Annotated in this window: 31 protein-coding genes and 1 pseudogene; 21 read left to right on the forward strand and 11 right to left on the reverse strand. The window is 72.3% G+C overall.

The genetic code is table 11. The annotated features are described in order from the left end of the window. Nucleotides 1-46 precede the first annotated feature (46 nt). The gene (locus tag AB0A74_RS18805; RefSeq protein ID WP_358250986.1) at nt 47-739 is read left to right on the forward strand and encodes a class I SAM-dependent methyltransferase; all 693 of its coding nucleotides are present in this window, start codon (nt 47-49) and stop codon (nt 737-739) included. Nucleotides 740-754: 15 nt separating this feature from the next. Further along, complete coding sequence (locus AB0A74_RS18810) at nt 755-1,030, forward strand: hypothetical protein (RefSeq protein WP_358250987.1); 276 nt, start codon at nt 755-757, stop codon at nt 1,028-1,030. Between the two features lie 84 nt (nt 1,031-1,114). Here the strand turns inward: AB0A74_RS18810 and AB0A74_RS18815 are convergent, their stop codons facing one another. Beyond that, nucleotides 1,115-1,792: an MBL fold metallo-hydrolase gene (locus AB0A74_RS18815; protein ID WP_358250988.1), complete on the reverse strand. Its 678-nt coding sequence runs from the start codon at nt 1,790-1,792 to the stop codon at nt 1,115-1,117. A gap of 127 nt (nt 1,793-1,919) precedes the next feature. Here AB0A74_RS18815 and AB0A74_RS18820 point away from each other — a divergent pair. Further along, nucleotides 1,920-2,855 (forward strand): annotated as a pseudogene (locus AB0A74_RS18820) (acyltransferase); the annotation flags it as partial. Between the two features lie 104 nt (nt 2,856-2,959). Here the strand turns inward: AB0A74_RS18820 and AB0A74_RS18825 are convergent. Continuing rightward, a complete protein-coding gene (locus AB0A74_RS18825; RefSeq protein ID WP_358250990.1) occupies nt 2,960-3,748 on the reverse strand; it encodes a maleylpyruvate isomerase family mycothiol-dependent enzyme in 789 nt (262 codons plus the stop codon). 229 nt (nt 3,749-3,977) lie between these two features. Here AB0A74_RS18825 and uvrA point away from each other — a divergent pair, with 229 nt between their 5' ends. Further along, the gene (gene uvrA, locus AB0A74_RS18830; RefSeq protein ID WP_358250992.1) at nt 3,978-6,854 is read left to right on the forward strand and encodes an excinuclease ABC subunit UvrA; all 2,877 of its coding nucleotides are present in this window, start codon (nt 3,978-3,980) and stop codon (nt 6,852-6,854) included. Between the two features lie 4 nt (nt 6,855-6,858). After that, nucleotides 6,859-7,308 carry an SRPBCC family protein gene (locus tag AB0A74_RS18835; RefSeq protein ID WP_358250994.1) on the forward strand — a complete coding sequence of 150 codons (450 nt, stop codon included), beginning with the start codon at nt 6,859-6,861 and terminating at the stop codon, nt 7,306-7,308. On the opposite strand, the gene AB0A74_RS18840 is transcribed toward AB0A74_RS18835, so the two are convergent. From AB0A74_RS18840 to AB0A74_RS18855, 4 genes are all read right to left on the reverse strand, one after another. Further along, nucleotides 7,305-7,649 carry a hypothetical protein gene (locus tag AB0A74_RS18840; RefSeq protein ID WP_358250996.1) on the reverse strand — a complete coding sequence of 115 codons (345 nt, stop codon included), beginning with the start codon at nt 7,647-7,649 and terminating at the stop codon, nt 7,305-7,307. The genes AB0A74_RS18835 and AB0A74_RS18840 overlap by 4 nt on opposite strands. Beyond that, nucleotides 7,646-8,050, reverse strand: coding sequence for a hypothetical protein (locus AB0A74_RS18845; RefSeq protein WP_358250998.1), 405 nt, complete (start codon nt 8,048-8,050; stop codon nt 7,646-7,648). The genes AB0A74_RS18840 and AB0A74_RS18845 overlap by 4 nt, the downstream gene beginning before the upstream one ends. Nucleotides 8,051-8,165: 115 nt before the next feature. Then, the gene (locus AB0A74_RS18850) at nt 8,166-8,768 is read right to left on the reverse strand and encodes a response regulator transcription factor (RefSeq protein WP_358251000.1); all 603 of its coding nucleotides are present in this window, start codon (nt 8,766-8,768) and stop codon (nt 8,166-8,168) included. A gap of 67 nt (nt 8,769-8,835) precedes the next feature. After that, nucleotides 8,836-9,975 (reverse strand): PLP-dependent aminotransferase family protein, encoded by a 1,140-nt coding sequence (locus tag AB0A74_RS18855; protein ID WP_358251002.1) that lies wholly within the window; start codon nt 9,973-9,975, stop codon nt 8,836-8,838. 151 nt (nt 9,976-10,126) lie between these two features. On the opposite strand from AB0A74_RS18855, the gene AB0A74_RS18860 reads away from it, so the two are divergent. Next, on the forward strand, nt 10,127-10,435 hold the full coding sequence (locus tag AB0A74_RS18860) for a metalloregulator ArsR/SmtB family transcription factor (protein WP_358251004.1): 309 nt from the start codon (nt 10,127-10,129) through the stop codon (nt 10,433-10,435). Then, the gene (locus AB0A74_RS18865) at nt 10,432-11,298 is read left to right on the forward strand and encodes an SRPBCC family protein (RefSeq protein WP_358251006.1); all 867 of its coding nucleotides are present in this window, start codon (nt 10,432-10,434) and stop codon (nt 11,296-11,298) included. Before AB0A74_RS18860 ends, AB0A74_RS18865 begins: the two co-directional genes overlap by 4 nt. On the opposite strand, the gene AB0A74_RS18870 is transcribed toward AB0A74_RS18865, so the two are convergent. Then, nucleotides 11,274-12,122 (reverse strand): ADP-ribosylglycohydrolase family protein, encoded by an 849-nt coding sequence (locus tag AB0A74_RS18870; RefSeq protein ID WP_358251008.1) that lies wholly within the window; start codon nt 12,120-12,122, stop codon nt 11,274-11,276. The two genes, AB0A74_RS18865 and AB0A74_RS18870, sit on opposite strands and share 25 nt — an antisense overlap. Before the next feature lie 157 nt (nt 12,123-12,279). Between AB0A74_RS18870 and AB0A74_RS18875 the strand changes: the two genes are divergently transcribed. Continuing rightward, nucleotides 12,280-12,987 (forward strand): trypsin-like serine protease, encoded by a 708-nt coding sequence (locus AB0A74_RS18875; protein WP_358251010.1) that lies wholly within the window; start codon nt 12,280-12,282, stop codon nt 12,985-12,987. A 52-nt stretch (nt 12,988-13,039) separates the two neighbouring features. On the opposite strand, the gene AB0A74_RS18880 is transcribed toward AB0A74_RS18875, so the two are convergent. Then, a complete protein-coding gene (locus AB0A74_RS18880) occupies nt 13,040-14,338 on the reverse strand; it encodes a choice-of-anchor A family protein (RefSeq protein WP_358251012.1) in 1,299 nt (432 codons plus the stop codon). Nucleotides 14,339-14,437: 99 nt separating this feature from the next. Then, nucleotides 14,438-15,769, reverse strand: coding sequence for an MFS transporter (locus tag AB0A74_RS18885; protein ID WP_358251013.1), 1,332 nt, complete (start codon nt 15,767-15,769; stop codon nt 14,438-14,440). 89 nt (nt 15,770-15,858) lie between these two features. Between AB0A74_RS18885 and AB0A74_RS18890 the strand changes: the two genes are divergently transcribed. Beyond that, nucleotides 15,859-16,599, forward strand: a complete 741-nt coding sequence (locus AB0A74_RS18890; protein ID WP_358251015.1) for a TetR/AcrR family transcriptional regulator — start codon at nt 15,859-15,861, stop codon at nt 16,597-16,599. On the opposite strand, the gene AB0A74_RS18895 is transcribed toward AB0A74_RS18890, so the two are convergent. Beyond that, nucleotides 16,544-17,572 carry a DNA polymerase IV gene (locus tag AB0A74_RS18895; protein ID WP_358251016.1) on the reverse strand — a complete coding sequence of 343 codons (1,029 nt, stop codon included), beginning with the start codon at nt 17,570-17,572 and terminating at the stop codon, nt 16,544-16,546. The two genes, AB0A74_RS18890 and AB0A74_RS18895, sit on opposite strands and share 56 nt — an antisense overlap. Before the next feature lie 77 nt (nt 17,573-17,649). Between AB0A74_RS18895 and AB0A74_RS18900 the strand changes: the two genes are divergently transcribed. The 9 genes from AB0A74_RS18900 (at nt 17,650) to AB0A74_RS18940 (ending at nt 22,788) form a co-directional block, all read left to right on the forward strand. Next, on the forward strand, nt 17,650-18,012 hold the full coding sequence (locus AB0A74_RS18900; RefSeq protein WP_358251018.1) for a helix-turn-helix transcriptional regulator: 363 nt from the start codon (nt 17,650-17,652) through the stop codon (nt 18,010-18,012). 23 nt (nt 18,013-18,035) lie between these two features. After that, the gene (locus tag AB0A74_RS18905; RefSeq protein ID WP_358251020.1) at nt 18,036-18,440 is read left to right on the forward strand and encodes a VOC family protein; all 405 of its coding nucleotides are present in this window, start codon (nt 18,036-18,038) and stop codon (nt 18,438-18,440) included. Nucleotides 18,441-18,480: 40 nt separating this feature from the next. Beyond that, a complete protein-coding gene (locus AB0A74_RS18910) occupies nt 18,481-18,933 on the forward strand; it encodes a DUF309 domain-containing protein (protein WP_358251021.1) in 453 nt (150 codons plus the stop codon). 81 nt (nt 18,934-19,014) lie between these two features. Then, entirely contained in the window at nt 19,015-19,197 is a 183-nt protein-coding gene (locus AB0A74_RS18915) for a hypothetical protein (RefSeq protein WP_121227225.1), read from the forward strand. 91 nt (nt 19,198-19,288) lie between these two features. Continuing rightward, nucleotides 19,289-19,714 (forward strand): SRPBCC family protein, encoded by a 426-nt coding sequence (locus AB0A74_RS18920; protein WP_358251024.1) that lies wholly within the window; start codon nt 19,289-19,291, stop codon nt 19,712-19,714. A 69-nt stretch (nt 19,715-19,783) separates the two neighbouring features. After that, nucleotides 19,784-20,146 (forward strand): YciI family protein, encoded by a 363-nt coding sequence (locus AB0A74_RS18925; protein ID WP_358251026.1) that lies wholly within the window; start codon nt 19,784-19,786, stop codon nt 20,144-20,146. Continuing rightward, entirely contained in the window at nt 20,143-21,345 is a 1,203-nt protein-coding gene (locus AB0A74_RS18930) for a sigma-70 family RNA polymerase sigma factor (RefSeq protein WP_358251028.1), read from the forward strand. The genes AB0A74_RS18925 and AB0A74_RS18930 overlap by 4 nt, the downstream gene beginning before the upstream one ends. A gap of 11 nt (nt 21,346-21,356) precedes the next feature. Beyond that, nucleotides 21,357-21,992, forward strand: a complete 636-nt coding sequence (locus AB0A74_RS18935; RefSeq protein ID WP_358251030.1) for a Pr6Pr family membrane protein — start codon at nt 21,357-21,359, stop codon at nt 21,990-21,992. Between the two features lie 31 nt (nt 21,993-22,023). Next, nucleotides 22,024-22,788, forward strand: coding sequence for an EI24 domain-containing protein (locus AB0A74_RS18940; RefSeq protein WP_358251059.1), 765 nt, complete (start codon nt 22,024-22,026; stop codon nt 22,786-22,788). On the opposite strand, the gene AB0A74_RS18945 is transcribed toward AB0A74_RS18940, so the two are convergent. Then, nucleotides 22,781-24,607 carry a beta-propeller domain-containing protein gene (locus AB0A74_RS18945; RefSeq protein ID WP_358251032.1) on the reverse strand — a complete coding sequence of 609 codons (1,827 nt, stop codon included), beginning with the start codon at nt 24,605-24,607 and terminating at the stop codon, nt 22,781-22,783. The genes AB0A74_RS18940 and AB0A74_RS18945 overlap by 8 nt on opposite strands. Before the next feature lie 394 nt (nt 24,608-25,001). Here AB0A74_RS18945 and AB0A74_RS18950 point away from each other — a divergent pair, with 394 nt between their 5' ends. The 3 genes from AB0A74_RS18950 (at nt 25,002) to AB0A74_RS18960 (ending at nt 26,324) form a co-directional block, all read left to right on the forward strand. After that, entirely contained in the window at nt 25,002-25,370 is a 369-nt protein-coding gene (locus AB0A74_RS18950; protein ID WP_358251034.1) for an FKBP-type peptidyl-prolyl cis-trans isomerase, read from the forward strand. 79 nt (nt 25,371-25,449) lie between these two features. Continuing rightward, the gene (locus AB0A74_RS18955; RefSeq protein WP_358251036.1) at nt 25,450-25,998 is read left to right on the forward strand and encodes a YbaB/EbfC family nucleoid-associated protein; all 549 of its coding nucleotides are present in this window, start codon (nt 25,450-25,452) and stop codon (nt 25,996-25,998) included. A gap of 23 nt (nt 25,999-26,021) precedes the next feature. Further along, nucleotides 26,022-26,324: a type VII secretion target gene (locus AB0A74_RS18960; RefSeq protein ID WP_358251038.1), complete on the forward strand. Its 303-nt coding sequence runs from the start codon at nt 26,022-26,024 to the stop codon at nt 26,322-26,324. Nucleotides 26,325-26,390 lie beyond the last annotated feature (66 nt).

Here is a 26,390-nt window from a genome sequence, read left to right on the forward strand (position 1 = left end):
AAACCCGGTCGCGGATTTCGACACGATCGGACGAGAATCCGCCCTCGTGTTCCCCGACTTCGCCCGCGCGCCGAACATCGCCGACCACCCGGACGTGTACGAACGGGAGAACGAGGCGATCGACCCGACCGGCGTGCTGTGGCGGGCGTTGCGCGCCGAGGCCGACTGGGCGGGCCGCACGATCGTGGACCTGGGCTGCGGCACCGGCTTCTGGCTCCCCCGCTACGCCGCCGACCCCGCGACCACGGTCATCGGCGTGGAACCCGACCCCGACCTGCGCGCCCGAGCCGCCGCCCGGGTCACCACCCCGGTCCTGGCCGGCTCCGCCGAACACCTCCCGCTGGAGGACGCCTCGGTGGACGTCGTCCACGCCCGCTTCGCCTACTTCTTCCCACCCGACTGCGAACCGGGCCTGCGCGAGGTCCTGCGGGTGCTCAAGCCGGGCGGGCGGCTGGTCGTGATCGACAACGACTGGCGCCACGGCGAGTTCGGCGCACTGCTGAGCCGCTCCGCGTGGGCGACGGCGCAGGGCACCGCGGACACGACCGACGAGTGGTGGCGCCGGCACGGCGCTAGTCGCACCGAGGTGATGTCGTCGTGGCGCTGCCGTGACGCGGCGGAACTGGAGTCCGTGCTGCGCATCGAGTTCCCGTCAGACGTGGTGGACCAGTGGCTGACGACCCACCCCGACCGCCACGAACTGACGTACGGCTACACCCTCTTCACCGTGACCGCCTGACCAAGGGGCCGCAGAGTGGAAGTCTTCCTGCTTTGGCACGTCCGCCACGCCCGGTACCCGGACGGCACGGCCGACCACTTCGGTGACGACGGCGAGCTGATCCGGGACGAGGAGGACGGCGACGACGTGAAGGTGCTGGGCGTGTACTCGACGGAGCAACGCGCCCGCGAGCGCATCGAGCGGGCGCGGAAGACGCCGGGGTTCGCCGAAGAGCCGGACTGCTTCCACATCTCCCGGTACACGGTGGACGAGGACCAGTGGACGGAAGGCTTCACCACCATCGTCCACTAGCGCCCACCCACGTTGGCCTCGTGGTTCCGCGCCTTGTCGCCGGGGCTGCCCGACAAGGTTGAGCAGCCCCGGATCGCGTCCGGTTCACCAGCCGCGGGTGCGCCACTCCTCCAGGTGGGGGCGTTCGCGGCCCAGCGTCGAGTCGTCGCCGTGGCCAGGGTAGAACCACGTGTCGTCCGGTAGGACGTCGAACACGCGTTCCTTCACGTCGGTGAACAGCGCCGTGAAGTCCTCCGGCGATGTCGTCTTCCCTACGCCACCAGGAAACAGCGAGTCGCCCGTGAACAGGTGGGCACCGTCCACCGGCGACCGGTACAGCAGGGCGATAGAGCCCGGCGTGTGGCCGCGCAGGTGGATCACCGTCAGGGGCACCTGGCCGACCATCACCGTGTCGCCGTGCGTCACCAATTGGTCCGGCGGGATCGGCAGGACCGAAGCGTCCAGTTCGTGGGCCACCGTGTTCGAGCCGTTCGCGCCCGCCACGGCACCGAGGGCGCCCCAGTGGTCCTGGTGGCGGTGGGTCGTCACGATCGTCTTCAGGCGTGGGCGTTCCACTGAGTGGCCCACCAGGTCCGAGATGCGGGTCGGGTCGGCTGCCGCGTCGATCAGCAACGCCTCGTTGGTCGCTCGGCACACCAGCAGGTAGGCGTTGTTGTCCATCGGGCCCACGCTGATCTTCGTGATCGTCAGGTCGCTCAGCGTGCGGCGCGCGGCGGGGCCGTTCGGGGTGACGTGTCCCGTGTAGTCCTCAAGTACGTCCACGTGCGCCGACGTTAGTCCAAGGGGCACCCTTCAGGACCCGTACAGGTTGCTCCAATAGGCTTAGTAACGATCACGCCAGTCAAGACGATGTAATTTGATTACGCACCGAACTGGGTAACTCAGCCTCGTGCCTCCTCCTCGCCGGATCAACTGGGACGTCCTGCGCATCCTGGCCGTGGCGGCTGTCCTGCTCCAGCACGCCACCCACGCCGGCCCGGCCGTCCACCCCGAACTCAGCCCGCCCCTGTTCACCGTCTCCCTGGAGATGGGCGCCAGCACGCTCGTCGTCATCTCCGCCTTCTTCGCCTGCGCCTCCCTCGCGAAGGGGCAACCCGCGCGCTTCCTGCGCAACCGCCTCGCCCGCCTGGTCCCCGCCTACGTGGTCGCGGCGATCTGCACCTACGCCGTCCTCACCCGCCTCGCGCCCGAGGGGTGGAGCCAACTCGAACCGCGGGACCTCGTGGTCAACGCCCTCATGCTCCAGAACTGGTTCCCCGACGCCCGCCTGGTCGACTTCTCCTACTGGACCCTCCCCGTGCAAGTCACGGGGTTCATCGCGGGCGCGCTGCTCGCTTCGCGCGTCCGCGGTCGGGCGTTGAAAGCACTGCTCTGGGCGTTGGTCGTGGCACCTCTCGTGCTGCGCGTGTGGACCGCCGAACCCGGCGCCGTCCGCACCCTCTACGACGGGTTCGGCATGCACCGCGGCCAACTGTTCGCCGCGGGCGTGAGCCTGTGGCTGTGGTCCAAGGGCCGGCTCGGCTCACGGCACCTCACGGCGTTGCTGCTCGCCGCCCTCACGGCGCAGGCCGTGCACAGCGCGGACATCGTGTCCACGGTCGCCTTGGGCGTCCTTCTAGTGGGCGTGGCCGCGTGCGCCAAGGGACCGGACTGGGACATCGGTCCCGTCCGGTTGCTGCGCCGGCCCGTCAAGTGGCTCGCCGGCATCTCCTACGGCGTCTACCTGGTGCACCAGGAGATCGGGTACGTCGCCATGGCCGGGGTCGCCCGGTTCGGACCCGCCGTGGAGCTCGCGACGTTCCTCGGCACGGCCGTCCTCCTCGGCTGGCTGTTGACCAGGTTCGTGGAGAAGCCCGCGTTCAGGGCGCTGACCGCGAGCCACCGGCCGGTCGTGGTGCGGCTGGTGCTGGCCGCCCGCCTGCGCTCCGCTCAAAGCCACCTGGGCAGCGCGGGCGCGGCGCCGTCGAGCAGCGCGCCGCTCTGGCGGCCGGTCAGCCACGCCAGCACGTCCGCGGCGGACCCGCTGACCTCGATCGAACCGCTCCTCGCGGTCAGCTCCCAGCTGCGCTGACGGCCGTCGGGCAGGGCCACCTCCACGCGCACGTCGGGGACGTCGGCGCGGTCGGCGAACTGGCCGACCGCGTCGTCCACGAACGCCTCCAGCAGGTGCTCGGGCAGGTCGCCGAACCCGACGCCCGCGTCCAGGTCGACCAGGTGGAACCACACCTCGCGCAGCCGCAGCCACGGCACCCGGTGGGCCAGGAACACCCCCGTGACCGGGTGCACGACCTCCGCCTCCCACGCGGTCGGGGGCAGGTCGCGGGCGGCGGCGGCGAACCGCTGGCACGCCGCGTCCAGGTCGGCGCGCAGCAACTGCGGCTGGCGGGCGGCGCCCTCGGCGATGTCGGCGTCGCGGTCCGCCCAACTCAGGTACATGGGGTGCTCGACACCGGTCTTCGCCCACGTCAGCAAGTTCACCAACGCGTCCGCGTTGCGTGCGAGATGCGTCACGACGTGCGCCCGGCTCCAACCCGGCAGCAGGCTCGGTCCGCGCAAAAGCACGTGGTCAAGGGCGTCGACGGCCGCGTAGAGAGCCTCGGTCGCCCGCTCGACTTCGGCGAGGCCGGCGACGGCGTCCTGCGCGGCGGCCGACTGTTCGCGCGGCGCGGGTACGCTCGTCTCGGCGGATCGGACCTGGGCGGCATCAGCGAAGCTCATGGGCACCTCATCCCCGACGTCTGCGGCCGAATGGCCTATCGTCCCAGCGTAGGGGCGATCGCTACCGACCGGTAGAGCCGTTGGCGCACGATCGCGGTGGGACCCACCCGTTTTTGTCGGTGCCCGCCCCTAGCATGGGACGCGCCCTCCCCGACAGGCCTGTCGAGGTGGTCCAGTACGCTTTTCGAACGTCTGTTCGGGGGATGGCCGAATACCGAAGGGAACCGTCGTGGCTGACCGCCTCGTCGTACGCGGCGCACGCGAGCACAACCTGCGAGGGGTGGACCTCGACCTGCCGAGGGACAGCCTCATCGTGTTCACCGGGCTGTCCGGCTCGGGCAAGTCGAGCCTCGCCTTCGACACGATCTTCGCGGAGGGCCAGCGGCGCTACGTCGAGTCGCTGTCGGCCTACGCGCGGCAGTTCCTCGGGCAGATGGACAAGCCGGACGTCGACTTCATCGAGGGCCTGTCGCCGGCGGTGTCGATCGACCAGAAGTCGACCAGCCGCAACCCGCGCTCGACCGTCGGCACCATCACCGAGGTCTACGACTACCTGCGCCTGCTCTACGCCCGCGCGGGCAAGCCGCACTGCCCCACCTGCGGCGAGGCCATCTCCAAGCAGACGCCGCAGCAGATCGTCGACCAGGTCCTCGCGATGGAGCAGGGCACCAAGTTCCAGGTGCTCGCGCCGGTCATCCGGGGCCGCAAGGGCGAGTACCTCGACCTGTTCTCCACGCTGCAGTCCCAGGGCTACTCGCGCGCGAAGGTCGACGGCGTGGTCCACGCCCTGGGCGAGGTGCCCAAGCTCAAGAAGCAGGAGAAGCACCACATCGCCGTGGTGATCGACCGGCTCACCGTCAAGGCGAGCTCCAAGCAGCGGCTCACCGACTCGGTGGAGACCGCGCTGCGGCTGGCCGACGGCCTGGTCGAGCTGGAGTTCGTCGACGTCCCGGAGAACGACCCGGGCCGCGTGCGCGGCTTCTCCGAGAACCTCGCCTGCCCCAACGGCCACCCGCTGGCGATCGAGGACCTGGAGCCCCGGTCGTTCTCGTTCAACTCCCCCTACGGCGCGTGCCCCACCTGCACCGGCATCGGCGTGCGCAAGGAGGTGGACCCGGAGCTGGTCGTCCCGGACGACGAGCTGTCGCTGTCCGAGGGCGCGATCGCGCCGTGGGCCACCGGCCAGACCGCCGAGTACTTCGCCCGCCTGCTGGAGGCGCTGGCGCTGACCATCGGGTTCCGCATGGACACCCCGTGGCGGCAACTGCCGGCCAAGGCGCAGAAGGCGATCCTGCACGGCGTGCCCGAGCAGGTGAACGTCCGCTACAAGAACCGGTACGGCCGCGAGCGCTCCTACTACGCCAACTACGAGGGCGTGATCCCGTTCCTGGAGCGCCGCCAGGAGCAGACCGAGTCCGAGTACATGCGGGAGAAGTACGAGGGCTACATGCGGGAGGTGCCGTGCCCGGTGTGCCAGGGCACCCGCCTCAAGCCGGAGATCCTCGCCGTCACGCTGCACCACGCCCGCAAGGGCGACAAGTCGATCGCCGAGGTCTGCGCCATGTCGGTGCAGGAGTGCTCGGAGTTCCTCGACGGGCTCAAGCTGGGCAAGCGCGAGGCGATGATCGCGGGCGCGGTGCTCAAGGAGATCCAGGCCCGCCTGCACTTCCTGCTCGACGTCGGCCTCAACTACCTGTCCCTCGACCGGGCCAGCGCCACACTTTCGGGTGGTGAAGCGCAACGCATCCGGCTGGCCACCCAGATCGGGTCCGGCCTGGTCGGCGTGCTCTACGTGCTGGACGAGCCGTCCATCGGCCTGCACCAGCGCGACAACCACCGCCTGATCGAGACCCTGACCCGCCTGCGCGACCTGGGCAACACGCTGATCGTGGTCGAGCACGACGAGGACACCATCCGCACCTCGGACTGGGTGGTCGACATCGGTCCGGGCGCGGGCGAGCACGGCGGCCAGGTCGTGCACAGCGGCCCGTACACCGACCTGCTCAAGAGCAAGAAGTCGATCACCGGCGAGTACCTGTCGGGCCGCAAGCAGATCGCGCTGCCGACCTCGCGGCGCAAGGTCGACAAGAAGCGCCAGCTCACCGTGGTCGGCGCGCGCGAGCACAACCTGCGCGGCATCGACGTGTCGTTCCCGCTGGGCTGCCTGGTGTCGGTCACCGGCGTGTCCGGCTCGGGCAAGTCCACCCTGGTCAACGACATCCTGGCGACCGTGCTGGCGAACAAGCTCAACGGCGCGCGCCAGGTGCCGGGCCGCCACACCCGGGTCAAGGGCCTGGAGCACGTGGACAAGCTGGTGCAGGTCGACCAGTCGCCGATCGGCCGCACCCCGCGGTCCAACCCGGCCACCTACACGGGCGTGTTCGACCACATCCGCAAGCTGTTCGCGGCCACCACCGAGGCGAAGGTGCGCGGCTACCAGCCGGGCCGGTTCTCGTTCAACGTCAAGGGCGGGCGCTGCGAGGCGTGCGCCGGCGACGGCACGATCAAGATCGAGATGAACTTCCTGCCGGACGTCTACGTCCCGTGCGAGGTGTGCAAGGGCGCGCGGTACAACCGCGAGACCCTGGAAGTGCACTACAAGGGCAAGACCATCTCCGAAGTGCTGGACATGCCGATCGAGGAGGCCGCCACCTTCTTCGAGCCGATCAACGCGATCCACCGGCACCTGCGCACGCTGGTCGACGTCGGCCTGGGCTACGTGCGGCTGGGCCAGCCCGCGCCCACCCTGTCCGGCGGCGAGGCGCAGCGCGTGAAGCTGGCGTCGGAGCTGCAGAAGCGCTCGACCGGCAAGACGGTCTACATCCTCGACGAGCCGACCACGGGCCTGCACTTCGAGGACATCCGCAAGCTGCTGGGCGTGATCAACGGCCTGGTCGACAAGGGCAACACGGTGATCGTGATCGAGCACAACCTCGACGTGATCAAGGTGTCGGACTGGCTGGTCGACATGGGTCCCGAGGGCGGCTCGGGCGGCGGCACGGTGGTCGCCGAGGGCACCCCGGAGGACGTGGCCGACGTGGAGGAGAGCTACACGGGCCAGTTCCTGCGGGAAGTGCTGGGCTCGGACGCGGCGGTCGCGGGGTAGGGCCGTGTCGCTGCACCGCTACCGGTTCCGCAGCGTCTGGACGGTGGACAGCCCGCCGGCGCGGACCTTCGACGTGCTCGCGGACCTCGGGAGCTACCCGCGGTGGTGGCCCGAGGTCCGCGCGGCGCGCCAGGTGGGTGAGCGGGCGGCGGAGCTGCGGTGCCGCTCGGTCCTGCCCTACGACCTGGTGTTCGAGGCGCACCACAACGCGCGGGAACCCGAGTCCGGTCTGCTGCGCGCCGACCTGGTGGGCGACCTGGAGGGCACGGCGAGCTGGCGCGTGTTCCCGGAGGGCCGGTCGGGCACGCGGCTGGTCTACACGCAGGAGGTCGAGGTCACCAAGCCGCTGGTGCGCCGGTTGGCGCTGGTGGCCCGGCCGCTGCTCAAGGCGAACCACGCGGTGATGATGCGCAACGGCCACCGGGGTCTGCGCGGCTACCTCGCGGGCCGCTAGATCCGCGGGCACACGTCGTACATGATCTTGAACAGGCGTTCGGACTCGGGCGAGTCGCCCACCGGCAGCTTGAAGTAGGCCTTGGTCGCCTCCACGCACTGGGTGAGCAGGTCGTGTTCGGCGTCCAGGGCGGAGTGCTGGGAGCGCTTGTCCGCGAGGGACTTGTCGGCGTCCTCGCGTTCCTTCGCCACGTCGGCGGCGGTGCTGTCCTGGGCGGCCTTCGCGCTGGTCAGGCGGTCGGTCTCGGTGCGCTCGTTGAGGAACAGCACGGTGAAGACCGCCGCGGTGGCCAGGAACAGGGCCGCCACCGCGGCCAGGGCGATGATCGGCGCGCGGCTCATCGGCAGGCCACCTCCACCTTGTCGATCGCGGCGGCCAGCGCCGGCTGGTCGCCGTCCCGGGCGGCGATGATCGAGTCCTTGGCCGGGTCGGCGCACTTGTGCAGCTCGGCGTTGGCCGACTCCAGCGACTTGATCTTCTCCGTGGTCTCCTGGACGGACTTGCGGGTGTCGGACAGCTCCGCGCGACGGTCGTCCACCCGGCGGGTCGCGGCGTCCAGCTCGCCGGCCGCGGTGCCGCGGTCCTGGCGGGCGTCGTTCCACAGGGCGGCCATGGCACCCGCCGCGCCCAGGGCCAGCACGACCAGCAGGGCCAGCACGACCACGGCCGGGCGGGTCCTCGACGGGGGCGGTGCGGGCACGGGCGGCGGGTAGGGCGGTGGGGTGGGTTGCGGGCCGGTCATGGGGCCGACGCTAGGCGCCCCGCCCCGCCGGGTTACCGCCGACTCCGGGCGGCGAGGCCCGTTCCCGCAGGTCAGGCGGTTTCCCCGGAGTCCCGGAGCGGGCCGGACCGGGGCGTCAGAGCCAGCCGTTGTCGTGGGCGGTGGCGACGGCGGCCGAGCGGTCGGCGGCGTTCAGCTTGGCCACCGCCGACGACAGGTAGTTGCGCACGGTGCCCGGCGTGACCCGCATCCGCCGGGCGACCTCGGCCACCGGGGTGTCGTAGGCGGTCAGGCGCAGCACCTCCAGTTCGCGTGGCGTCAGCGGGCACGGCGTCGGGACCAGCACGTCCGCCGCCACCGCCGGGTGCAGGTACCGGCCGCCGGCGTGGACGTGGCGCACGACGTCGGCCAGCACGCCCGACCGCGACGACTTCGGCAGCACTCCCCTGGCCCCCGTGACCAGCGCCTGCCTGGTGTCCGGCACGCCGGCGGCCCCGGTCAGCACGACCACCGCGCACGACGGCAGCAGGCGCGCGAGGTCGCGGGCCACCGTGAACCCGTCCAGCCCGCGCAGGCCCGCCACGACCACGTCCGGTGTGTGCGCGAGGGCCGACGCGACCGCCGACTCGGTGTCCACCGCGGCCGCCACCACGTCGAGGTCGCCCTCCAGCTTCAGCAACGCCGTCAGCGCCGTGCGTTCCAGGCCTTCGTCGTCGGCGAGCAGCACGCGGATGCGCAACGCCGCCTCCCACCGAACCGGACCGGGCCGCGGTCGATGGTGCACCACGGCCCGGCGGAGCGCACGGCTAGCCCAACGCGATCCCCAGCCGTCGGACGCCCTCGGTGATCTCCGGAACGGTGTTGGTGGTGAACGACAGCCGCAGCGCGGACCGGTCCGGCGTGGTCGCGTAGAAGGGTGCGCCGGGCACGAAGGCCACGTCCTGGGCCAGCGCCTTGGGCAGCAGCTCGGCGGTGTCCACCGCGCCGGGCAGGGTCGCCCAGACGAACATCCCGCCGTCCGGGTCGCTCCACCGCGACCCGGCGGGCAGTGCCGACGGCAGTGCGGCCAGCATCGCGTCCCGGCGTTCGCGGTAGGCGGCGCACAGCCCGCGGACGTGCGCGTCGAGGTCGTTGTCGGCCAGGTACGCCGCGGCGGCGGCCTGGTCGATGGTCGAGGTGTGCAAGTCGGCCGCCTGCTTCACGACGACCAGCGTGCGCAGCAGGTCCGCGGGCGCGCGCAGCCAGCCCAGGCGGAGCCCCGGCGCGCCGATCTTGGAGAAGCTGCCCAGGTAGAGCACCCGGTCGCTGAACGTCGCCAACGCCGGCTCCGGCTCGCCCCGGTAGCGCAGCTCGCCGTACGGGTCGTCCTCCACCACCCACAGCCCGTGCCGGTCGGCCAACGCGGCGATCTCGCGCCGCCGGGCGGCGGTCAGCGTCCGGCCGGTCGGGTTGGCGAAGGTCGGCACCAGGTACAGCAGCTCGGGCCGTTCGCGCTCGGCGACCTCGGCCAGCGCGGCGGGGTCCATGCCGTGCTCGTCACCGGCGACCGGCACGATCCGCGCGCCCGCGAGCTGGAACGCCTGGAGCGCCGCGAGGTAGGTCGGCTCCTCCACCGCCACCACCGCGCCGGGTTCGAGCAGCGCGGTGACGAGCAGGGTCAACGCCTGTTGCGACCCGGTGGTGACGAGCAGGGAGGCGGCGTCGGTGGGCAGGCCGCGGGCGGTGAGCCGGGCGGCGACGTGGCCGCGCAGGTCGGGGTCGCCCTCGGTCGGCGCGTACTGCAGCGTCCGCCGCGACACGGCCCGGTCGAACGCCGCCCGCAACGCGTCCACGTCGAACAGTTCGGGCGCGGGCAGGCCGCCGGCGAAGGAGATCACCTCGGGCCGGGAGATCAGGGCGAGCAGGTCGCGGACGGGGGAACTGGCGACGGTGAGCTTCCGGGGCATGGGCGGTCCTCCGGTGGACGGGTTCTGGGGTGCGCGGTCGTGCCGCGTCGAGGAGTCGCACCGGGGTTGAGGCGCCTCCTTTCACCCTAACCGGTGATCGCAACCGGGTTGCCGCTGGCAGTTTGTATGCCACTGTGGTTATATTCCTGTCGTGGCATCTACGTTCGCCGTGCTGGCCGACCCGCACCGCCGCGAGATCCTCGACGCGCTGCGCGCGGGTGAGCGGCCGGTCAACGACCTGGTCGACCTGCTCGACCTCACCCAGCCCGCCGTGTCCAAGCACCTGCGCGTGCTGCGCGAGGCGGGGCTGGTCGAGGTCCGGCGGGACGCGCAGCGGCGCTGGTACCGGCTGCGGCCCGAGCCGCTGGTCGAACTCGACGCGTGGCTCGCGCCGTACCGGCGGATGTGGGAGCGCAGCCTGGACGCACTCGAACGGCGATTGGACGTGATGGACCGATGAGCGCCGAACTGCGCCGAGTCGACGGCAAGCCCGTGCTGCGGTTCGAACGCCTCCTGCGGCACCCGCCCGCGAAGGTGTGGCGGGCCGTCACCGAACCGGGTGAACTCGCGCACTGGTTCCCGGCGGCGGTGGCCGTGGACGGGCGCGCGCTGCGGTTCACCTTCCCCGACGGCAGCGGCAACGGCGGCGAGGTGCTGGAGCACGACCCGCCGAAGGTGTTCGCGTTCCGCTGGCACACCGACGTCCTGCGGTTCGAACTGCTCCCCCACGACGACGGCACCCTGCTCGTCTTCACCCACGTCGTGAGCGCCGAGCCGAGCGCGGGCCGGACCGCGGCGGGTTGGGACGCGTGCTTCGGCGCGCTGGAGGCGTCGCTGGCGGGTGAGGACTTCGCGCGCCCCACCGACTGGCTCGGTCCGATGGAGCGCTACGTCCGGGAGTTCGGCCTGGACGAGGGCCACGCCGACGGCGCCACCGTGCGGTTCGTGCGCGACCTGGTGTGGAAGCCGCTGGACGAGGTGTGGGCGCTGTTCACCGAGGGGTCGGCCGGCCTGCCCGTGCGCGCCGCGAACCCGCACGTGCCGCCCGGCCCGGTGACCGCGCGCGAGGAGCCGGGACTGCTGGAGTTCGACTCGCCGACCGGCCGCGTGCGCTGGGAGTTCAAGCACGACCCGGACCAGGGGACGACCGTCGAGCTGACCCACGCCGTGCGCGACCCGGGTTTCGTGCCGACCGCGCTCGCCGCCTGGCACGTGCACCTGGAGCTGTTCTTCGCGGCGACGTTCGGCGAGGTCCGCTGCCCGTGGCCCGCGGACCGGGTCGCCGAGCTGACCGAGCGCTACGCCGGCCGCGCGTCCGGCTGAGCGGTGAGCCGCGCGTCGAGCCCGGCCAGGTGGTCGCGGCCGTAGGCGCCGTTCTCCAGGCCGTCCAGCAGGGTGGCCGGCAGGTCGGCCCGGTGGGTGTGGGAGGCGGCGGCCAGGGCGACCGTCGCCACCGTGTCCACGTCACCGGTGAAGGCCACGCACGCGCGCAGCACCCCGCTCTGCGTGTCGTGCGCGGCCAGCGCGGTCAACGCCGCCCGCACGCTCATCACGCCCTTCTCGCCGACCTTCCCCCGCCACGGCCGGGCCCACACCGGTGACCCGAGCCGGTCGGCGATCCACTCGCCCACCTCGGCGACCGGGCCCAGGCCGTACCGGCAGTAGTGCACCGCCAGCGCGGCGGCGGACGCGGAGGCGACACCGTCCGGAGTGTCGTGGGTGACCCGCGCCTGCACCTCGGTGCGTGCCAGCACTTCGTCCACAGTGGACAACAGTCCGGCGGGGGCGGCGCGCATGGCCGCGCCGCTCTTGTCGCTGTGCGGCCGGATGCGGGCCAGGAAGTCCGCGCCCGTGCGCACCTCGCCCAGGAACGCCTGGAAGCCGCGCGCGTACCCGGGTCGCGGGTCGCGGTGGAACGCGGCCACGAACCGCTCGGCGATGGTCTCGGGCGTCCACGGGTCGCCGTCGGCGAGGAGTTCGGCCAGCGCGAGGGTCATCTGGGTGTCGTCGGTGTACGCGCCGGGCCGCAGGTCGTGCCGCGGGTGGCGGACGTAGTCGCGCAGGGTGTTGTGCTCGGCGACGAAACCGGCCGGCGCGTACTCGAAACCCGCGCCGTAGGCGTCCCCGACCGCCAGTTCGACCAGCACGTCCACCCCTCCGTCCGACTCCGACCGAACGGCGTCGTAAGGCCGCGCTATAACCGAGTCGGTATGTCCCGTTTCACTCTATTGGCTGGTAAAACTCGTTGTCGACCAAAGACACCCTGTGCGCGAGAAATCGCGTGTCTTTCGGAAACGAGGAACCTTGCGAATCACCAGGTTGATCCCTGCGCTCGCAGCCGCTCTGCTGTCGCTGCTCGCCCTGGCCCCGGCCGGCTCGGCCGCGCCCGCGAACGACGGTGGCGTGTCGCCGTACATCATCGGCGGCGGTTACGCGTCCAACGCGCCCTGGGCGGCCCGCCTGTTCTCCAACGGCCGGCAGACGTGCACCGCGACCATCATCGCCCCGACCTGGATCCTGACCGCCCGGCACTGCGTGAGCGGTGGCGGTCTGTCGTTCCGGATCGGCAGCCTCGACCAGACCACCGGCGGCACGATGGCCAACGGCGTCCAGACCTACAACCACTCGGCGGACATCTCCCTGGTCCGGCTCGACCGGTCGGTCTCGGCGACCTACGCCCGCCTCGCCTCGACCAGCCCGTCGGCCGGCACCACCGTGCAGGTCTACGGCTGGGGCGCGACCTCCCGGTGCGGCTCCGAGATCAACTGCCAGTCCCGCTACCTGAAGGTCGCCAACGTCGTCGTCTCCGGCGCGTGCACCGACGCCTACGGCGGCAGCGCGATCTGCGCCCGCTACGGCAACGGCATCACCGCGGGCGGCGACTCGGGTGGTCCGATGATGTACAACGGCGTGCAGATCGGCGTGGCGTCCACGAGCGACCGGCAGACCACGACCGCGTACACCAACGTCACCCGCTACCGCTCCTGGATCCAGTCCATCGCCGGCGTCTGATCAACGCCGCACCGGCCCGCCCGCCCCTGCGCGGGCGGGCCGTTCTTCGTTCCTAGCCCCGACGCCTGCGGCCGAACAGCACGAGCAGGGTCGTGCCGCCGAGCAGGAGCATCCCGCCGATCATGACGAACGGGGCGAGTTCGCGGCCGGTGCTCGCCAACTCCTCGTCGCCGCCGAGCGGAGCGGTGGACGTGGTCGTGGCGGCGGCAGTGGTGGTGGTGCTCGTGGTGCCGGCCGTGGTCGTGGTGGTGGCGTCGGTCGTGGTCGTGGCGTCCGTGGTCGTCGTGCTGCTGTCGGTGGTCGTCGTCGTGGTCGTCGTCGTGGTGGTCACGTCGCAGGACGGCAGGTCGCCGGTGAACGGGTACGCGTGGAACTCGTTGCCCGTGCCGCCGCCGGACCCGCCGTGGGTCAGCGAGCCCGTGGTGAAGAAGCGGCCGTTGACGCCCGGCATGGTCACCGTGGTCATGCTCGCCGGGTTGCCGACCAGGACGCTGCCCTGGAACTGCGCGCCGCCGGCCAGCTCGACCGTCGTGGCCGCGGGGAAGTTCCACAGCAACCGCTCGCGCAGCGAGTTGAGCTGCCCGCCGTCGGCGATCTCGCCGGTGTAGGTGGCGATCCTGCGGGCGTCGCCGACGAGGTTGACCAGCACGGTCGCGCCGTCCGGGATGCCCGCGAACACCAGCCCCTGCTGGCCGCCGGACGCGCTGACCAGGTCGAAGTCGACGGTGAACACCTGCAGCGCGGACTTGCCGTCGCCGGTGAACAGCGTCTGGTAGTTCTGGTTGACCGCCGTGCCGGTGGCCGCCGCCGTCGCGTAGCACGTGCTGGCCGCGGTGAGCTGGGGCGACAGGCCCGCGTACGGCGCGAAGGCGTCCGGGTCGGGCTTGTCGGTGCCGGTGAAGGTGCCCGACAGCGGGCCGGCGTGGTGGATGTTGCCGCCCTCGGCGAGCAGCTTCTGGCCGGTCGCGACGGTCACCGCGCCGCCGGTGACCAGGAAGTCCGAGCCGGGCGGCGGTGGCACGCGGGAGCCGACGCCGACGATGCCGACGTTGTAGGACGGCGACGAGCCGGCGGCCTTGTCCTGGTCGAAGTCCCCGCCGACGACGATGCGCCCCTCCGCCTCCGCGGCACTCGCCCGGACCCGGAAGTCGCCGCCGACGAACATGTTGATCGCGTCGTCGTAGCCGGTGATGGTCCCGTTGTTGATCGGCGGGTGCTTGCCCGGGCACTGCGAGCCGACGCACGGCCCGAGTCCGCCCGGCAGCGGGGCGGCGGTGCCGGTTCCGTGCAGGGCGACCGCCGTGACCAGGGCGACCGCGCCGAAGACGCCGAGCAGGTGGGTTCGGGACATGCGGTCGATGCTCGGTGGCGGGCACGTTCCGCGCGCGCGGAGACACCCCGGGTTACCCCGTCGGGGGTGATGAAAAGCCCCCGACGGGGTGATCGGAGATCAGCGCCGGACGGCCAGCCCGAGCCCGACGACCACCGTGGCCAGCCCCGCGGCCAGCGCCGCTCCCGCCGTGCCGGCCGACGTGCCGGCGACGGCGACCAGCACCGCGAGCCCCATCGCGCCGCCGACCTGCTGCGCGGTGGTGGCCACGGCCGACGCGACGCCCTCCTGCCCCGCGTCCACGCCGGCCGACGCCGAGATGAACATGGCCGGGAACGTCAGACCGCCCCCCACTCCCCACACCACCAGGCCGGGCAGCAACGCCCAGAACCCGCCGCCGACGGCCATCCCCGCCGCGAGCACCGCGATGCCGAGTCCGTTGACGACCATCCCGACGACCAGCGCGCGCCGCACGCCCCACCGCGCGACCACCGGCCCGAGCAGCTTGAGCGAGGCCGTCATGGACACCAGCGTCAGCGGCAGGAACACCAGCCCGGCGGCCAGCGGCCGGTAGCCGAGGGCGTCCTGGAGGTGGGTGGTCGTCAGGTAGTACGCGCCACCCAGCGAACTCTGGAACACCAGGATCACGCCGATCGCGGTCAGCAACGCCCGGTTGCGCACGAGCCGAGGCGGCACCAACGGCTCCCGGGTCCGCCGCTCGACCACCAGGAAGACGACGAACAGCACGGCACCGGCCAGCACGCTCACCCCGCCGAGCAGCCACCCGCTCTCCGGCCCGGTGACCAGCCCCAGCACCAACAGCACCGACGCCGCGGTCGCCAACAGCGTCCCGAGCACGTCGAACCCGCCGCGCTCCCCCGCCACCGGGTCCGGCGCGAGCACGAACGGCGCGAGCACCGCCGCCCCCAGCGCGAACGGCACCATCACCAGCAGCACCCACTCCCAGCCCCACGCGTCGGTCAGCACCCCGCCGAGCAGCGCCCCCACCGCGAGCCCGCCGCTGCCCGCCGCGCCCCACACCGCCAGCGCCCGGTTGCGCTCGGGCCCCTCGGCGAACCCGGACCCGATCAGCGCCAGCGTCGCCGGCACCAGCAACGCCCCGCCGAGCCCCTGCGCCGCCCGCGCCGCGACCAGCACCCCCTGGTCCGCGGCCACCCCGCCGGCCAGGCACGCGAGCCCGAACAGCACCAACCCGCCGACGAACGCCCGCCGCGCGCCGAGCCGGTCCACGACCCGCCCGCCGAACAGCAGGAAACCGCCGAGCCCCACCGCGTAGGCGCTGAGCACCCATTGCAGGGACTGCGCGGAGAACCCCAGCTCGCGCCCGATGTCGGGCAGCGCGATGAACACGATGTTGTAGTCCATCGCCACGATGAACTGCGCGAACGCCAGCAAGAAGATCCGCAGGCCCGTGCGCGGGCGCGCGGCCACCCCAGTAGACAAAATGCACCCCGTATCTTTACTGCACGCCGTATAGTTCAGATACGGCGCACAGTACAGCAACGCTGTAGAGTGTCAACATGGCTGTCGAGGTGCCGAGCAGGCGGGCGCGGCTGCGCGCCGAGACGTCCGCCGAGATCCGCGCGACCGCGCTCAAGCTCATGGCCGAAGGCGGCCCGGACGCGATCTCGCTGCGCGCCATCGCCCGCGAGATGGGCATGACCGCCAACGCGATCTACGGCTACTACCCCACCCGCGACGACCTCGTCACCACCCTGATCGCCGAGGTCTACGGCGACCTGGTCCGCCAGGCCGAGGCCGCCCGCGACGCCGCCCACGGCCCCGCCGCCCGCCTGCTGGCCTGGGCGCACGCGTTCCGCGCCTGGTCGCTGGCCAACCCCGAGGGGTTCCGGCTGATCTACGGCGACCCGGTGCCGGGCTACCAGCCGCCCGAGGACGGCTTCGAGCCGGAGAAGCGCGCCTGCGCCGACCTCACCGAGCTGGTCGTCGCCGCCTGGCCGACCGCCGCCGCCACCCAGTCCCACGGCGACCACCGGTGGGAGGACTTCGACCCGCACGTCACCGAGGACCTGCGCGCCGAGCACCCCGACCTGCCGCCGGCCGCCGTCGCGCTGGCCCTGCGCGTGTGGGGCCGCATGCACGGCCTGGTCACGCTGGAGGTCTACGGCCGGCTGCGCGCCCAGACCACCCAGCCGGGCAAGCTCTACGAGGCCGAGCTGGACGACTTGGTCCGCTCGCTCGGCCTCACCTGGCGAACTCCGCCCGCACCCCGAGCAGCCGCACCGGCCGGTCGTCGGTGAACCGCTCCCACGCGGCCAGCGCCGCCCGTTCGACCGGGGCGGCGTCGAGGGTGGCCGCCTCCAGGGCGACCCCGCGGGTGTAGGTGAAGAACGGCGCGAACCGGACCTTCACCACCACCCGCACCACCGGACGGCCGTCCTCCCGCACGTCCTCGACCACCCGCCGGGCCAGCGCCGCCACCTGTTCGCGGATCTCCTCGCGCGAGGTCAGGTCCTGCTGGAACGTGGTCTCCCGGCTGCGCGAGCGCGGCTCCCACGGGGTGGCGCTGACCTCGGTGTCGCCCGCGCCCAGCGCCAGGCGGTGGTAGTACGGCCCCATCGCCGGACCGAACCTCGCCGCCAGGTCCGCCGGGTCGGCGCGGGCCAGGTCCTCGACCCGGGCGATGCCCAGTTCGGCGAGCTTCTTGCCGGTCCGCGACCCGATCCCGCGCAACGCCGTCACCGGCCGCGCGGCCATCACCTCGACCCAGTTGTCCTGGGTCAGGCGGTAGATCCCGGCGGGCTTGGCGAACCCGGTGGCGGTCTTGGCGCGCAGCCGGTTGTCGCCGATCCCGACCGAGCACGACAGGCCGGTCTCGGCCAGCACGACCTCGCGGGTGTGCGCCGCGAACCCCTCCGGGTCGTCGGTGCGCACGCCCAGGAACGCCTCGTCCCAGCCGATCACCTCGACCACCGCGGGCAGTTCCCGCAGCACGTCCATCACCCGCTCGGACACCGCCTCGTAGGCGGGCGGGTCGGAGGGCAGGAACACGGCGTCCGGGCACTTGCGCACCGCCACCTTCAGCGGCATCCCCGAGTGCACGCCGAACTCCCGGGCCTCGTAGGACGCGGTCGCCACGACGGCGCGCTCGGTCGGGTCGCCGTTGCCGCCGACGACCACCGGCCGGCCCTTCAGCTCGGGCCGACGGGCCACCTCGACCGCCGCGATGAACTGGTCGAGGTCCACATGCAGAACCCAGTGCGGTTCGGACACAACCGCCAGTATGGGCGTGGGATGCTGCTCTTGTGACCCCGGAGGAGCTCGCACACCTTCGGCGCGCGAAGGACCTCATGGACCGCGAGTACGCCCGGCCGCTGGACGTGCCCGCCATGGCGCGTGCCGCGCTGATGTCCACTTCGCACTTCTCCAGGCAGTTCAAAGCCGCCTACGGGGAGACGCCGTACAACTACCTGATGACCCGGCGCATCGAACGCGCGAAGGCGCTGCTGCGGCGCGGGGACATGTCGGTCACGGACGTCTGCATGGCGGTCGGCTGCACCTCGCTCGGGTCGTTCAGCACGCGGTTCACCGAGCTGGTCGGCGAGTCGCCCAGCGCCTACCGGGCACGCGACCACTCGCTCACCGCCGCCGTCCCGAGCTGCTGGGCCAAGCACGCCGACCGCCCGAGCAGATTTCGAGAAGCACGGCCCTGACCTGCGGCGTTAGCGTTTCGCCCATGAAGCTCTCGCACACTTTCATCCAGGTGCACGACCAGGACGCCGCCCTCGCGTTCTACCGGGACGTCATCGGCCTCAAGCCGTGCGTCGACGCCGACATGGGCGAGTGGCGGTGGCTCACCCTCACCCCGCCCGAGCAGCCGGACGTCCAGATCGCGCTGTGCAACCCGATCATGGCCCGCTCGCCCGAGGACGCCGTGACCGTTCGGGAACTGCTCGCCAAGGGCGCGCTGGACGGGGTGATCTTCGAGGTGGACGACGTGGACGCCACGTTCGAGCGGATCCGCGCGGCGGGCGCGGAGGTCGTGCAGGAGCCCATCGACCAGCCCTACGGCGTGCGGGACTGCGCGTTCCGCGACCCTTCGGGCAACGCGATCCGGTTCTCCACCGGCCAGAAGGGCTGACGGGTGCGCGTGGACCGCCGGCCGTGCCACGATCAAGCCCATGACCGGCAGTCCGCGCGACCGCGACGACGCGGGCCGGGCCCGCAACGCCCGCCCGCGTGACGGCCTGGGCCGTCCCCTGCCCCACGGCGCTCCCGGCGTCGAACGCCAACCCGAGGGGGTGCCGCGCACGCCGCGGGAGTCGCTGACCGAGGCGCAGCGGCTCCTGGACGACGGCAAACCGTTCCACGCGCACGAAGTGCTGGAGGACGCGTGGAAGGCCGCGCCCGAGCCGGAGCGCGAGCTGTGGCGGGGCCTGGCCCAGTTGGCGGTCGGCCTGACCCACGCGGCCCGCGGCAACGCCCGCGGCGCGCGGTCGCTGGTGGAGCGGGGCGCCCGCAACATCGAGCCGTACCGGGACGCCCCGCCGCACGGCGTGGACGTGGCCGGGCTGGTGGCGTGGGCGCGAGCCGGCGGCTCCGGCACACCCCACCTGCGGAGTGGACCGCGGTAGCGGGGAAATTGCTCCGAACGCCTGCTTCGCAGGGCTTCCGGCTGGGTAGACGACGGTCAACGACTCCCCAAGGAGGCTCCCGTGTTCGCGATCATCGCCGCGGTCATCTTCGGTCTCGCCCTCCTGCTCGACCTGGCGAACGCCTCGCTGGGCTCCGTCATCGACGGCGGCACCCTGCTGATGGCCGGCCTGCTGTGCGTGGCCCTGCACCTGGCGGGCGTGGGCGTCGGCGCCCGGGCCTTCTCGTTCCGCCGCCGCCGCTGAAACCCCGACACCACCCGCTCCGCGCCGACCCCCCGGCGCGGAGCGGGTGCTTTTTCGGGCGCACGACGCCGTGCGGGTGGACGATTGCCCGATGGACGTCACCGCTCGGCGCACCATCGCCCGCCCGCCGGAGCAGGTGGCCGCGTACGCCATGGACTGGCGGCACGACCACGAGTGGACACAGGGGATCAAGCGCGCCGAACTGACCGCGCCCGCGCCGGACGGCGGGTTCGGCGTCGGGGCCGAGGTCACCCGGACCGCCCACTTCCTCGGGCGGCGGATCGACTACGTGCTCCGCGTCGAGGCGCACGAACCGCCGCTGCTGCTGGACATGCGGTCGGTGGCCGGGCCGTTCCCCATGCACGTCACCTACCGGTTCGAACCCGCTCCCGGGGGGACGGCCGCGTCGATCCGGGTCCGGGGTGGACGGTTCCGGGCGCTGGACCCGGTGATGGGCTGGTTCGTGCTGCGCAACCTCCGCAGGGATCTCCGCGACCTGGCGGAAAAAGTCTCCTGAGGTGTGTCGCGCGGCGGGGTCGCCGTTCGACGTTCTCCTCGTAGGCACCACGGCGATCGAGGAGTCGAGATGAAGTACCTGCTGCTGATCCAGACCAACCCGGCCAACCGGGCGGTGCTGCCGCGGTCCGAACAGGACGCGGTGATGGCCGAGTACTTCGCGCTCACGCGGGAGATCGTGGAGTCCGGCGAGTACGTGTCCGGCGAGCCGCTGGCCGACGTGAACGGCACCCGGACCGTGCGGGTGCGCGACGGGCGGGTCGAGGTGACCGACGGCCCGTTCGCCGAGTCCAAGGAGGTCCTCGCCGGGTACTACGTGGTCGACGTGGAGTCCGAGGAGCGGGCGATCGAGCTGGCGCAACGCATCCCGGACGCCCGGTACAACGCCGTCGAGGTGCGGGCGTGCATGGACCTGGGCGGTCTGGAGTCTTGAGCGCGCGCGTCGCGGGCCTGTTGCGCGAACTCGCGCCGCAGGCCCTCACGGCGGTGCTCCGCTACGGCGCCGACTTCGGGGCCGCGGAGGACGCCGTGCAGGAGGCGTTGCTGGCGGCGGCGGTGCGGTGGCCCGCGGAAGGGGTGCCGGACAACCCGCGGGGCTGGCTGGTGCGGGTGGCGTCGCGCCGGTACCTGGACTGGCGGCGGCGCGAGGCGACGCGGTGCGCCAAGGAGGCCGAGGCGGCGGACCTGCTGCGACCGGTCGAGGTCGACGACTCCGACGAGCTGACGCTGCTGTTCCTGTGCTGCCACCCGGCGTTGGCGCGGCCGGCGCGGGTGGCGTTGACGTTGCGCGCGGTGGGCGGGTTGACCACGGAGGAGATCGCGCGGGCGTTCCTGGTGCCCGAGCGGACCATGGCGCAGCGCATCACCCGGGCCAAGCGCCAGGTCGCCACCGGCGGCCTGCGGTTCACCCCGCCGCCGCCGGAGGAGTTCGCGGGCCGGATGGACACCGTGCTCGAAGTCCTCTACCTGGTGTTCAACGAGGGGTACGCGGCCAGTTCGGGCGCGGAGGTGCACCGGGCGGCGCTGACCGGCGAGGCGATCCGGTTGACCCGCCAACTGCACCGGCTGGCGCCCGGCAACGCCGAGGTGACCGGGCTGTTGGCGTTGATGCTGCTGGTGGACGCGCGCCGCGAGGCCCGGGAGGAGGGCGGGCGGTTGGTGCCGCTGCGCGAGCAGGACCGGTCGCGGTGGGACGCCGGGCGCATCGCCGAGGGCGTGGCGCTGGTCGAGTCGGCGCTGCGGGACGGGGTGGTGGGGCCGTACCAGGTGCAGGCGGCGATCGCGGCCCTGCACGACGAGGCCGCGCGGGCCGAGGACACGGACTGGGTGCAGATCGCCGGGCTCTACGAGCTGCTGGAGCGCCTGTCGCCCGGTCCGGTGGTCCGGCTCAACCGGGCCGTGGCGGTCGCGATGGCCGACGGGCCGCACGCCGGGCTCGCGTTGCTGGCGCGGCTGGACGACTCGCGGTTGGCCCACCACCACCGGTTGGCGGCCGTGCGGGCGCACCTGGTGGAGCTGACCGGCGACCACGCGACCGCCGTGGAGCTGTACCGGGCGGCGGCGCGGGCCACGGCGAGCGTGCCGGAGCGGGAGTACCTGCTCGACCGGGCGCACCGGCTTACCCGCGGGTAACGTGCGCGATCATGGACGTTCGGCGCGGGTGGTTCGGCTTCACGGCGTTGGTGGCGCTGGTCGGTCTGGTGGTGCAGGTCGTGGTGACCGCCGGCGACACCGCGGGCCGCTTCCCCGACCTCGGGCCGCGGCTGTTCACCCTGTTCTGCTTCTTCACGATCCAGTCCAACGTCCTGGTGCTGGTGACGAACGCGCTGCTGGCGGCCGACCCCGACCGGCCCTCGACGCTGTTCCGGGCGTTGCGGCTGGACGGCGTGCTGGCGATCACCGTGACCGGTGTCGTGTTCCACACCGTCCTCAAAGGCCTGCGGGAGCTGACCGGCGCGGCGGCGTTCGCGGACTTCCTCCTGCACACCATGTCCCCCGTGCTGTGCGTGATCGGGTGGTTGGCGTTCGGGCCCCGCGGGGCGATCAGCGCGCGGGTCATCGGGTGGTCGGTGGTGTTCCCGTTGGCGTGGCTGGCGTTCACGCTCGTCCGGGGCGCGGTCATCGACTGGTACCCGTACCCGTTCGTCAACGTGACCGTGCTCGGTCACGGCCGGGTGCTGCTCAACTGCACGGCGGTCGCGGTGCTGTTCCTGGCGCTGGCGGCGGGCGCGTGGTGGCTGGACCGCCTGATGTCGCGCAAGCAGGCCCCGGTGGCGTAGGCGCGGCGGTTATGCTCCGCCGGTGATCAGGGTGCTGCGCGACTTCTCCACTGGTGTCGGACTGCTGGCCAAGGGCTTCGGACTCGTGTTCCGCTCGCCCCGGCTGCTGCTCATCGGCGCGATCCCGGCCCTGGTCACGACGGTGCTGCTGCTCGGCAGCGTCATCGCGCTGGGCGTGTGGATCGACGACATCGCCGCCTGGGCGACGCCGTTCGCCGACGACTGGACCGAGTCGCTGCGCACGGCGACCCGGGTCGTGGCGGGCGCGTCGATCATCGGCGCGTTCCTGGCCGTGGGGCTGCTGCTGTTCTCGGCGATCACGCTGATCATCGGCGGGCCGTTCTACGAGCACATCGCGGAGACGATCGAGGACGAGCACCTGGGTGGCGTGCCCGAGTCGCAGAAGGTGAGCTGGGCGCGGGCGGCGGGTGTCGGCATCCGGGACGCGGTCTTCCTGGTGGGGCTGGCGGTCCTGTGCGCCATCCCGTTGTTCGCGGCCGGGTTCATCCCCGTCGTGGGGCAGACCGTGGTGCCGGTGATCGCCGTGTGCGTCAACGCGACCCTGCTCGGCATCGAGTTGACCGGCATCCCGTTCACCCGGCGCGGGCTGAAGCTGGACGTGCGGCGGCGGGTGCTGCGCAGCCGGCGCGCGGTGACGCTCGGCTTCGCCGTGCCGACCTACCTGCTGTGCCTGGTCCCGTTGGCCGCGCTGGTGGTGTTCCCGGCGGCGATGGCGGGCGGCACGGTCCTCGCGCACCGCCTGCTCACCGGGACCCTGGACCAGAAGGTCAGGTGAACGGGATCCAGGCCTGCTGGGCCAGCCCGTCCAGCCTGCTGACCTGGAGACCCGCCGTGGACGCCGTCCACAGGTCGTCACCCACCACGAACGCCCGCCGCACGCCGTCGTAACCCGCGGCGGCCTGCTGCCGGACCGTGCCGACCTCGGTGAACGCGCCGCCCTGCAGGCGGAGCACGAGGACGCCGCTGGTCGGCGGCTCGACCGGCTTCTCCCGGGTCGCGTAGGTCATGACCGGGACGACCACCAGGTCCTTCCAGTGCAGGAAGGCGTGCGGGTCGAACTCGACCTCGGAGTGGCCGCCCGGCAGGTGGTGCCCGGCGACCTTCTTCGGGTTGGCGGCGTCGGAGACGTCGAACAGCGACACCTGCGTGCCCTGGACGCGGCCCTGGTCGTCGGCTTCCTGCCCGACGCCGATCAACCTGCCGTCGCCGGCCGGGTGCAGGTAGGAGGAGTAGCCGGTGATCTTCAGCTCGCCGACCTTGCGCGGCTTGGCCGGGTCGGACAGGTCGAGGGTGTAGAGCGGGTCGGTCTGGCGGAAGGTCACGACGTAGCCGACCGGGCCGACGAAGCGGACGCTGTAGATGCGTTCGCCGATGCCGAGGCCGTCCACCTTGCCGACCTCTTTGAGGGTGGCGCCGTCCTTCTTGAGGACGCTGACGGCGCTTTGGGTGGCGGGTGGCTGTTCGGGGATGCCGGCGGCGTTGTTGGCGGTCGTGGCGATGCGCAGGTGGCCGTCGTGCTCGGACAGCGAGTACTGGTTCAGCGGGCTGCCGGTGACCTGGCCGGACGCGACGTGCTTGGGCGGTCCCGGCTGCGCGATGTCGAACTGGTGGATCGCCGTGACGCCGGGGGCCCGGCGGTTCTGGTCGGGGGCCAGGTGGTGGTCGTCGGCGACGTAGAGGGACTTGTCGGTGGCGTAGACGGTGTCGCCGTCGGCGAGGATCGAGACCGCGTCGCCGGTGCCCAGGTCGCCGGGGAAGTCGAAGGTCAGGACGGAGAGCATCGAGGTGCCCGAGTGGGTCTCGGGGTGGCTGACGCGCTCGCAGGCGACGAGGGTGCCGCTGGTCTTGGTGTTGTTCTCGGTCAGTTCGTACCGGGGCAGCCAGGCTTCCAGCGGTGCGGTGGCGGCGATCTCGCGGTTGCGGATGAGCGCTTCGGCCTCGGACCGGGTGCCGTCCGGGTAGACCCAGGGCAGGCGCGGGCCGGAGTGCACGACGACGCGGACGACGTCCCCGATCCGCCGGGCGTCGAGGTAGCGGCCGTTGACGGTGAGGGAGCCGATGACCTTGGTCTCCTTGAGGTCGACCAGGGTGATCGTGGAGCCCTGCTCGGGCGCGAACCCGGGGTCCACGATGCCGCGCTCCAGCACCATGGTGGACCCCGCGACGACCAGCGCGCGGTCGCCGCGCACGAGCAGCTGGGAGGCGAACCCGGCGGGGAGGTCGAGCGTGCCGGTGAGCGCGCGGGAGGCGACGTCGACCACCCGCAGCTTGCCGTCCACGACGCTGACGACCCGGTTGCCGTCGGTCTTGACGAGGTCGGGCTCGTCCACGCCCTGCTCGTGGACGTTGGTGGTGGAGTGCTCCTTGCCCTGCTGGGTCTGGGTCTCGGGCGGGGCGGCCTGGCGGGCGTCGGCGGACTGGACGTCCCCTTCGGCGAACAGGAACCCCTTGTTGCCGAACCCGTAGACGCCGACGTGCGGCTTGGCCGCACTGCGCAACCCGTCCAACGCCGCGCCGCAGGTGTCGAAGGCGACCAGTTCGACCGGCATGTTCTCGACGGGTCCGGTGCGCTGCACGTCGAAGACGGAGGGCACAGCGGAAGCCGCGGCAACCCCCACCACCAACGCGGCCCCACCGACCAAGGCCACCCGCCTACCCCAACTCCATCGCGTCATGTCCCCAGGACGGAGGAGGGGCCCGGATGCGTTGCGCGCTTCTTCACCCCGACAACCGGGGCCCGTGAACGCTGGGGCGCGGCGCGGGGATACGGCACAGCGGAGTGCGGCGGCGATGCGGCTGAGGCCGACACGGCGGCCCTGCCCCCGGCGGTCGGCAACACGTGCGGCTGCGACCGGCAGCGCAACCGTTGCTGGTGACGCACAGCCCGTCGACCCAGCGGCACAGCCCGCCGGCGGGGTGGTGTGCTTCGCGTCCGGGGCGGGCGTGGTTGACTCGGGTGGCAACGATTCCAATCGCTAGGAGAACGTCATGACCAAGCCCGTGGTCGAGCCGCACGACGGGCCCGTGCCCGCGGACCTGGTGGTCGAGGACATCACCGTCGGCGATGGGCCCGAGGCCCAGCCGGGTCAGCTCGTGCACGTGCACTACGTCGGCGTGTCCCACTCCACCGGCGAGCAGTTCGACGCCTCCTGGGACCGCGACGAGGCCTTCAGCTTCCCGCTCGGCGGCGGCCGGGTCATCGCGGGCTGGGACCGCGGTGTGGCCGGGATGAAGGTCGGCGGCCGGCGCAAGCTCGTCATCCCGCCGCACCTGGGCTACGGCGACCGCGGCGCGGGCGGGGTCATCAAGCCGGGTGAGACGTTGATCTTCGTGGTGGACCTGCTCGGCGTGAACTGAGCACGTGGCGGGCGGTCCGGGGAACCGGATCGCCCGCCGGCGCGTCGACAGACCAGAGACACACAAGGGGGAAGAGGCAGTGCCCGAGGACATCGGCGGCTCGGAGCGGATGCTCCAGCAGTGGCAGGCGAGCATCCAGGAGAAGGCCGACCGCTACCAGGAGATGGCCACCCGCGTGCAGGGGCTGTCGATCTCCGAGGCGTCCAAGGACGGCCAGGTCCGGCTCACCATCGGGTCCAACGGCATCCTGCAGCACCTGGAGATCTCCGAGGCCGCGGGCGCCAAGCGGATGGCCGAGGTCGCCGGCGAGATCATGCGCACCCTGCAACGGGCGCAGTCGCGCATCCCGGAGCTGCTCCAGCAGGCGATGGCCGAGACCATCGGCACGCAGGACGAGACCGCGAACGTCCTGTTCAACGAGGCCAAGAAGAACTTCCCGGCGCCGCCCTCGGACGACCCGCCGGCCGCGCCGCAGCGCGCCCAGGAGATCCGGTTCGGCATCGAGGACGACGAGCAGCCGCCGCCCGGACCGCGCCACGCCGCCCCGCCGCCGCCCCAGCCCACCCGCCGCCCGCCGCGCGCCCAGGACGAGGACGACGACTTCGGCGGCCAGTCCTTCCTGCGCTGAACCACCTGATCGGGGGATGAAGCATGACCGGCTACGAGATCGTCTCGGACACGCTCGACGCGCACGGCAAGGAGCTGGCCGACCTCAGCTCGCGCATCCAGACCGCGATCGACGCGGCCCGCACCGTGAGCATGCCCACCGACGCCTACGGCATCATCTGCCAGCCGTTCCGCATGATGCTCGACCCGGTGGAGCAGTGGGGCCTGGACGCGCTCGGCGAGGCCGTCGAGGCCATGGAGGCGTCCGGCCGCGAGGTCAAGAACACCGTCGAGCAGTACCGCGAGATGGAGGACTCCATCGGCGACAGCTTCAAGACCTCGGGCTGACCGGCTCACCCAACCGGACCACGGCGCCCGTTCATGAACGTTAAGATCGGCGCGCACTGTGCGGGG

The organism is Saccharothrix sp. NPDC042600, from assembly GCF_040647305.1.
Lineage (GTDB): Bacteria > Actinomycetota > Actinomycetes > Mycobacteriales > Pseudonocardiaceae > Actinosynnema > Actinosynnema mutabilis.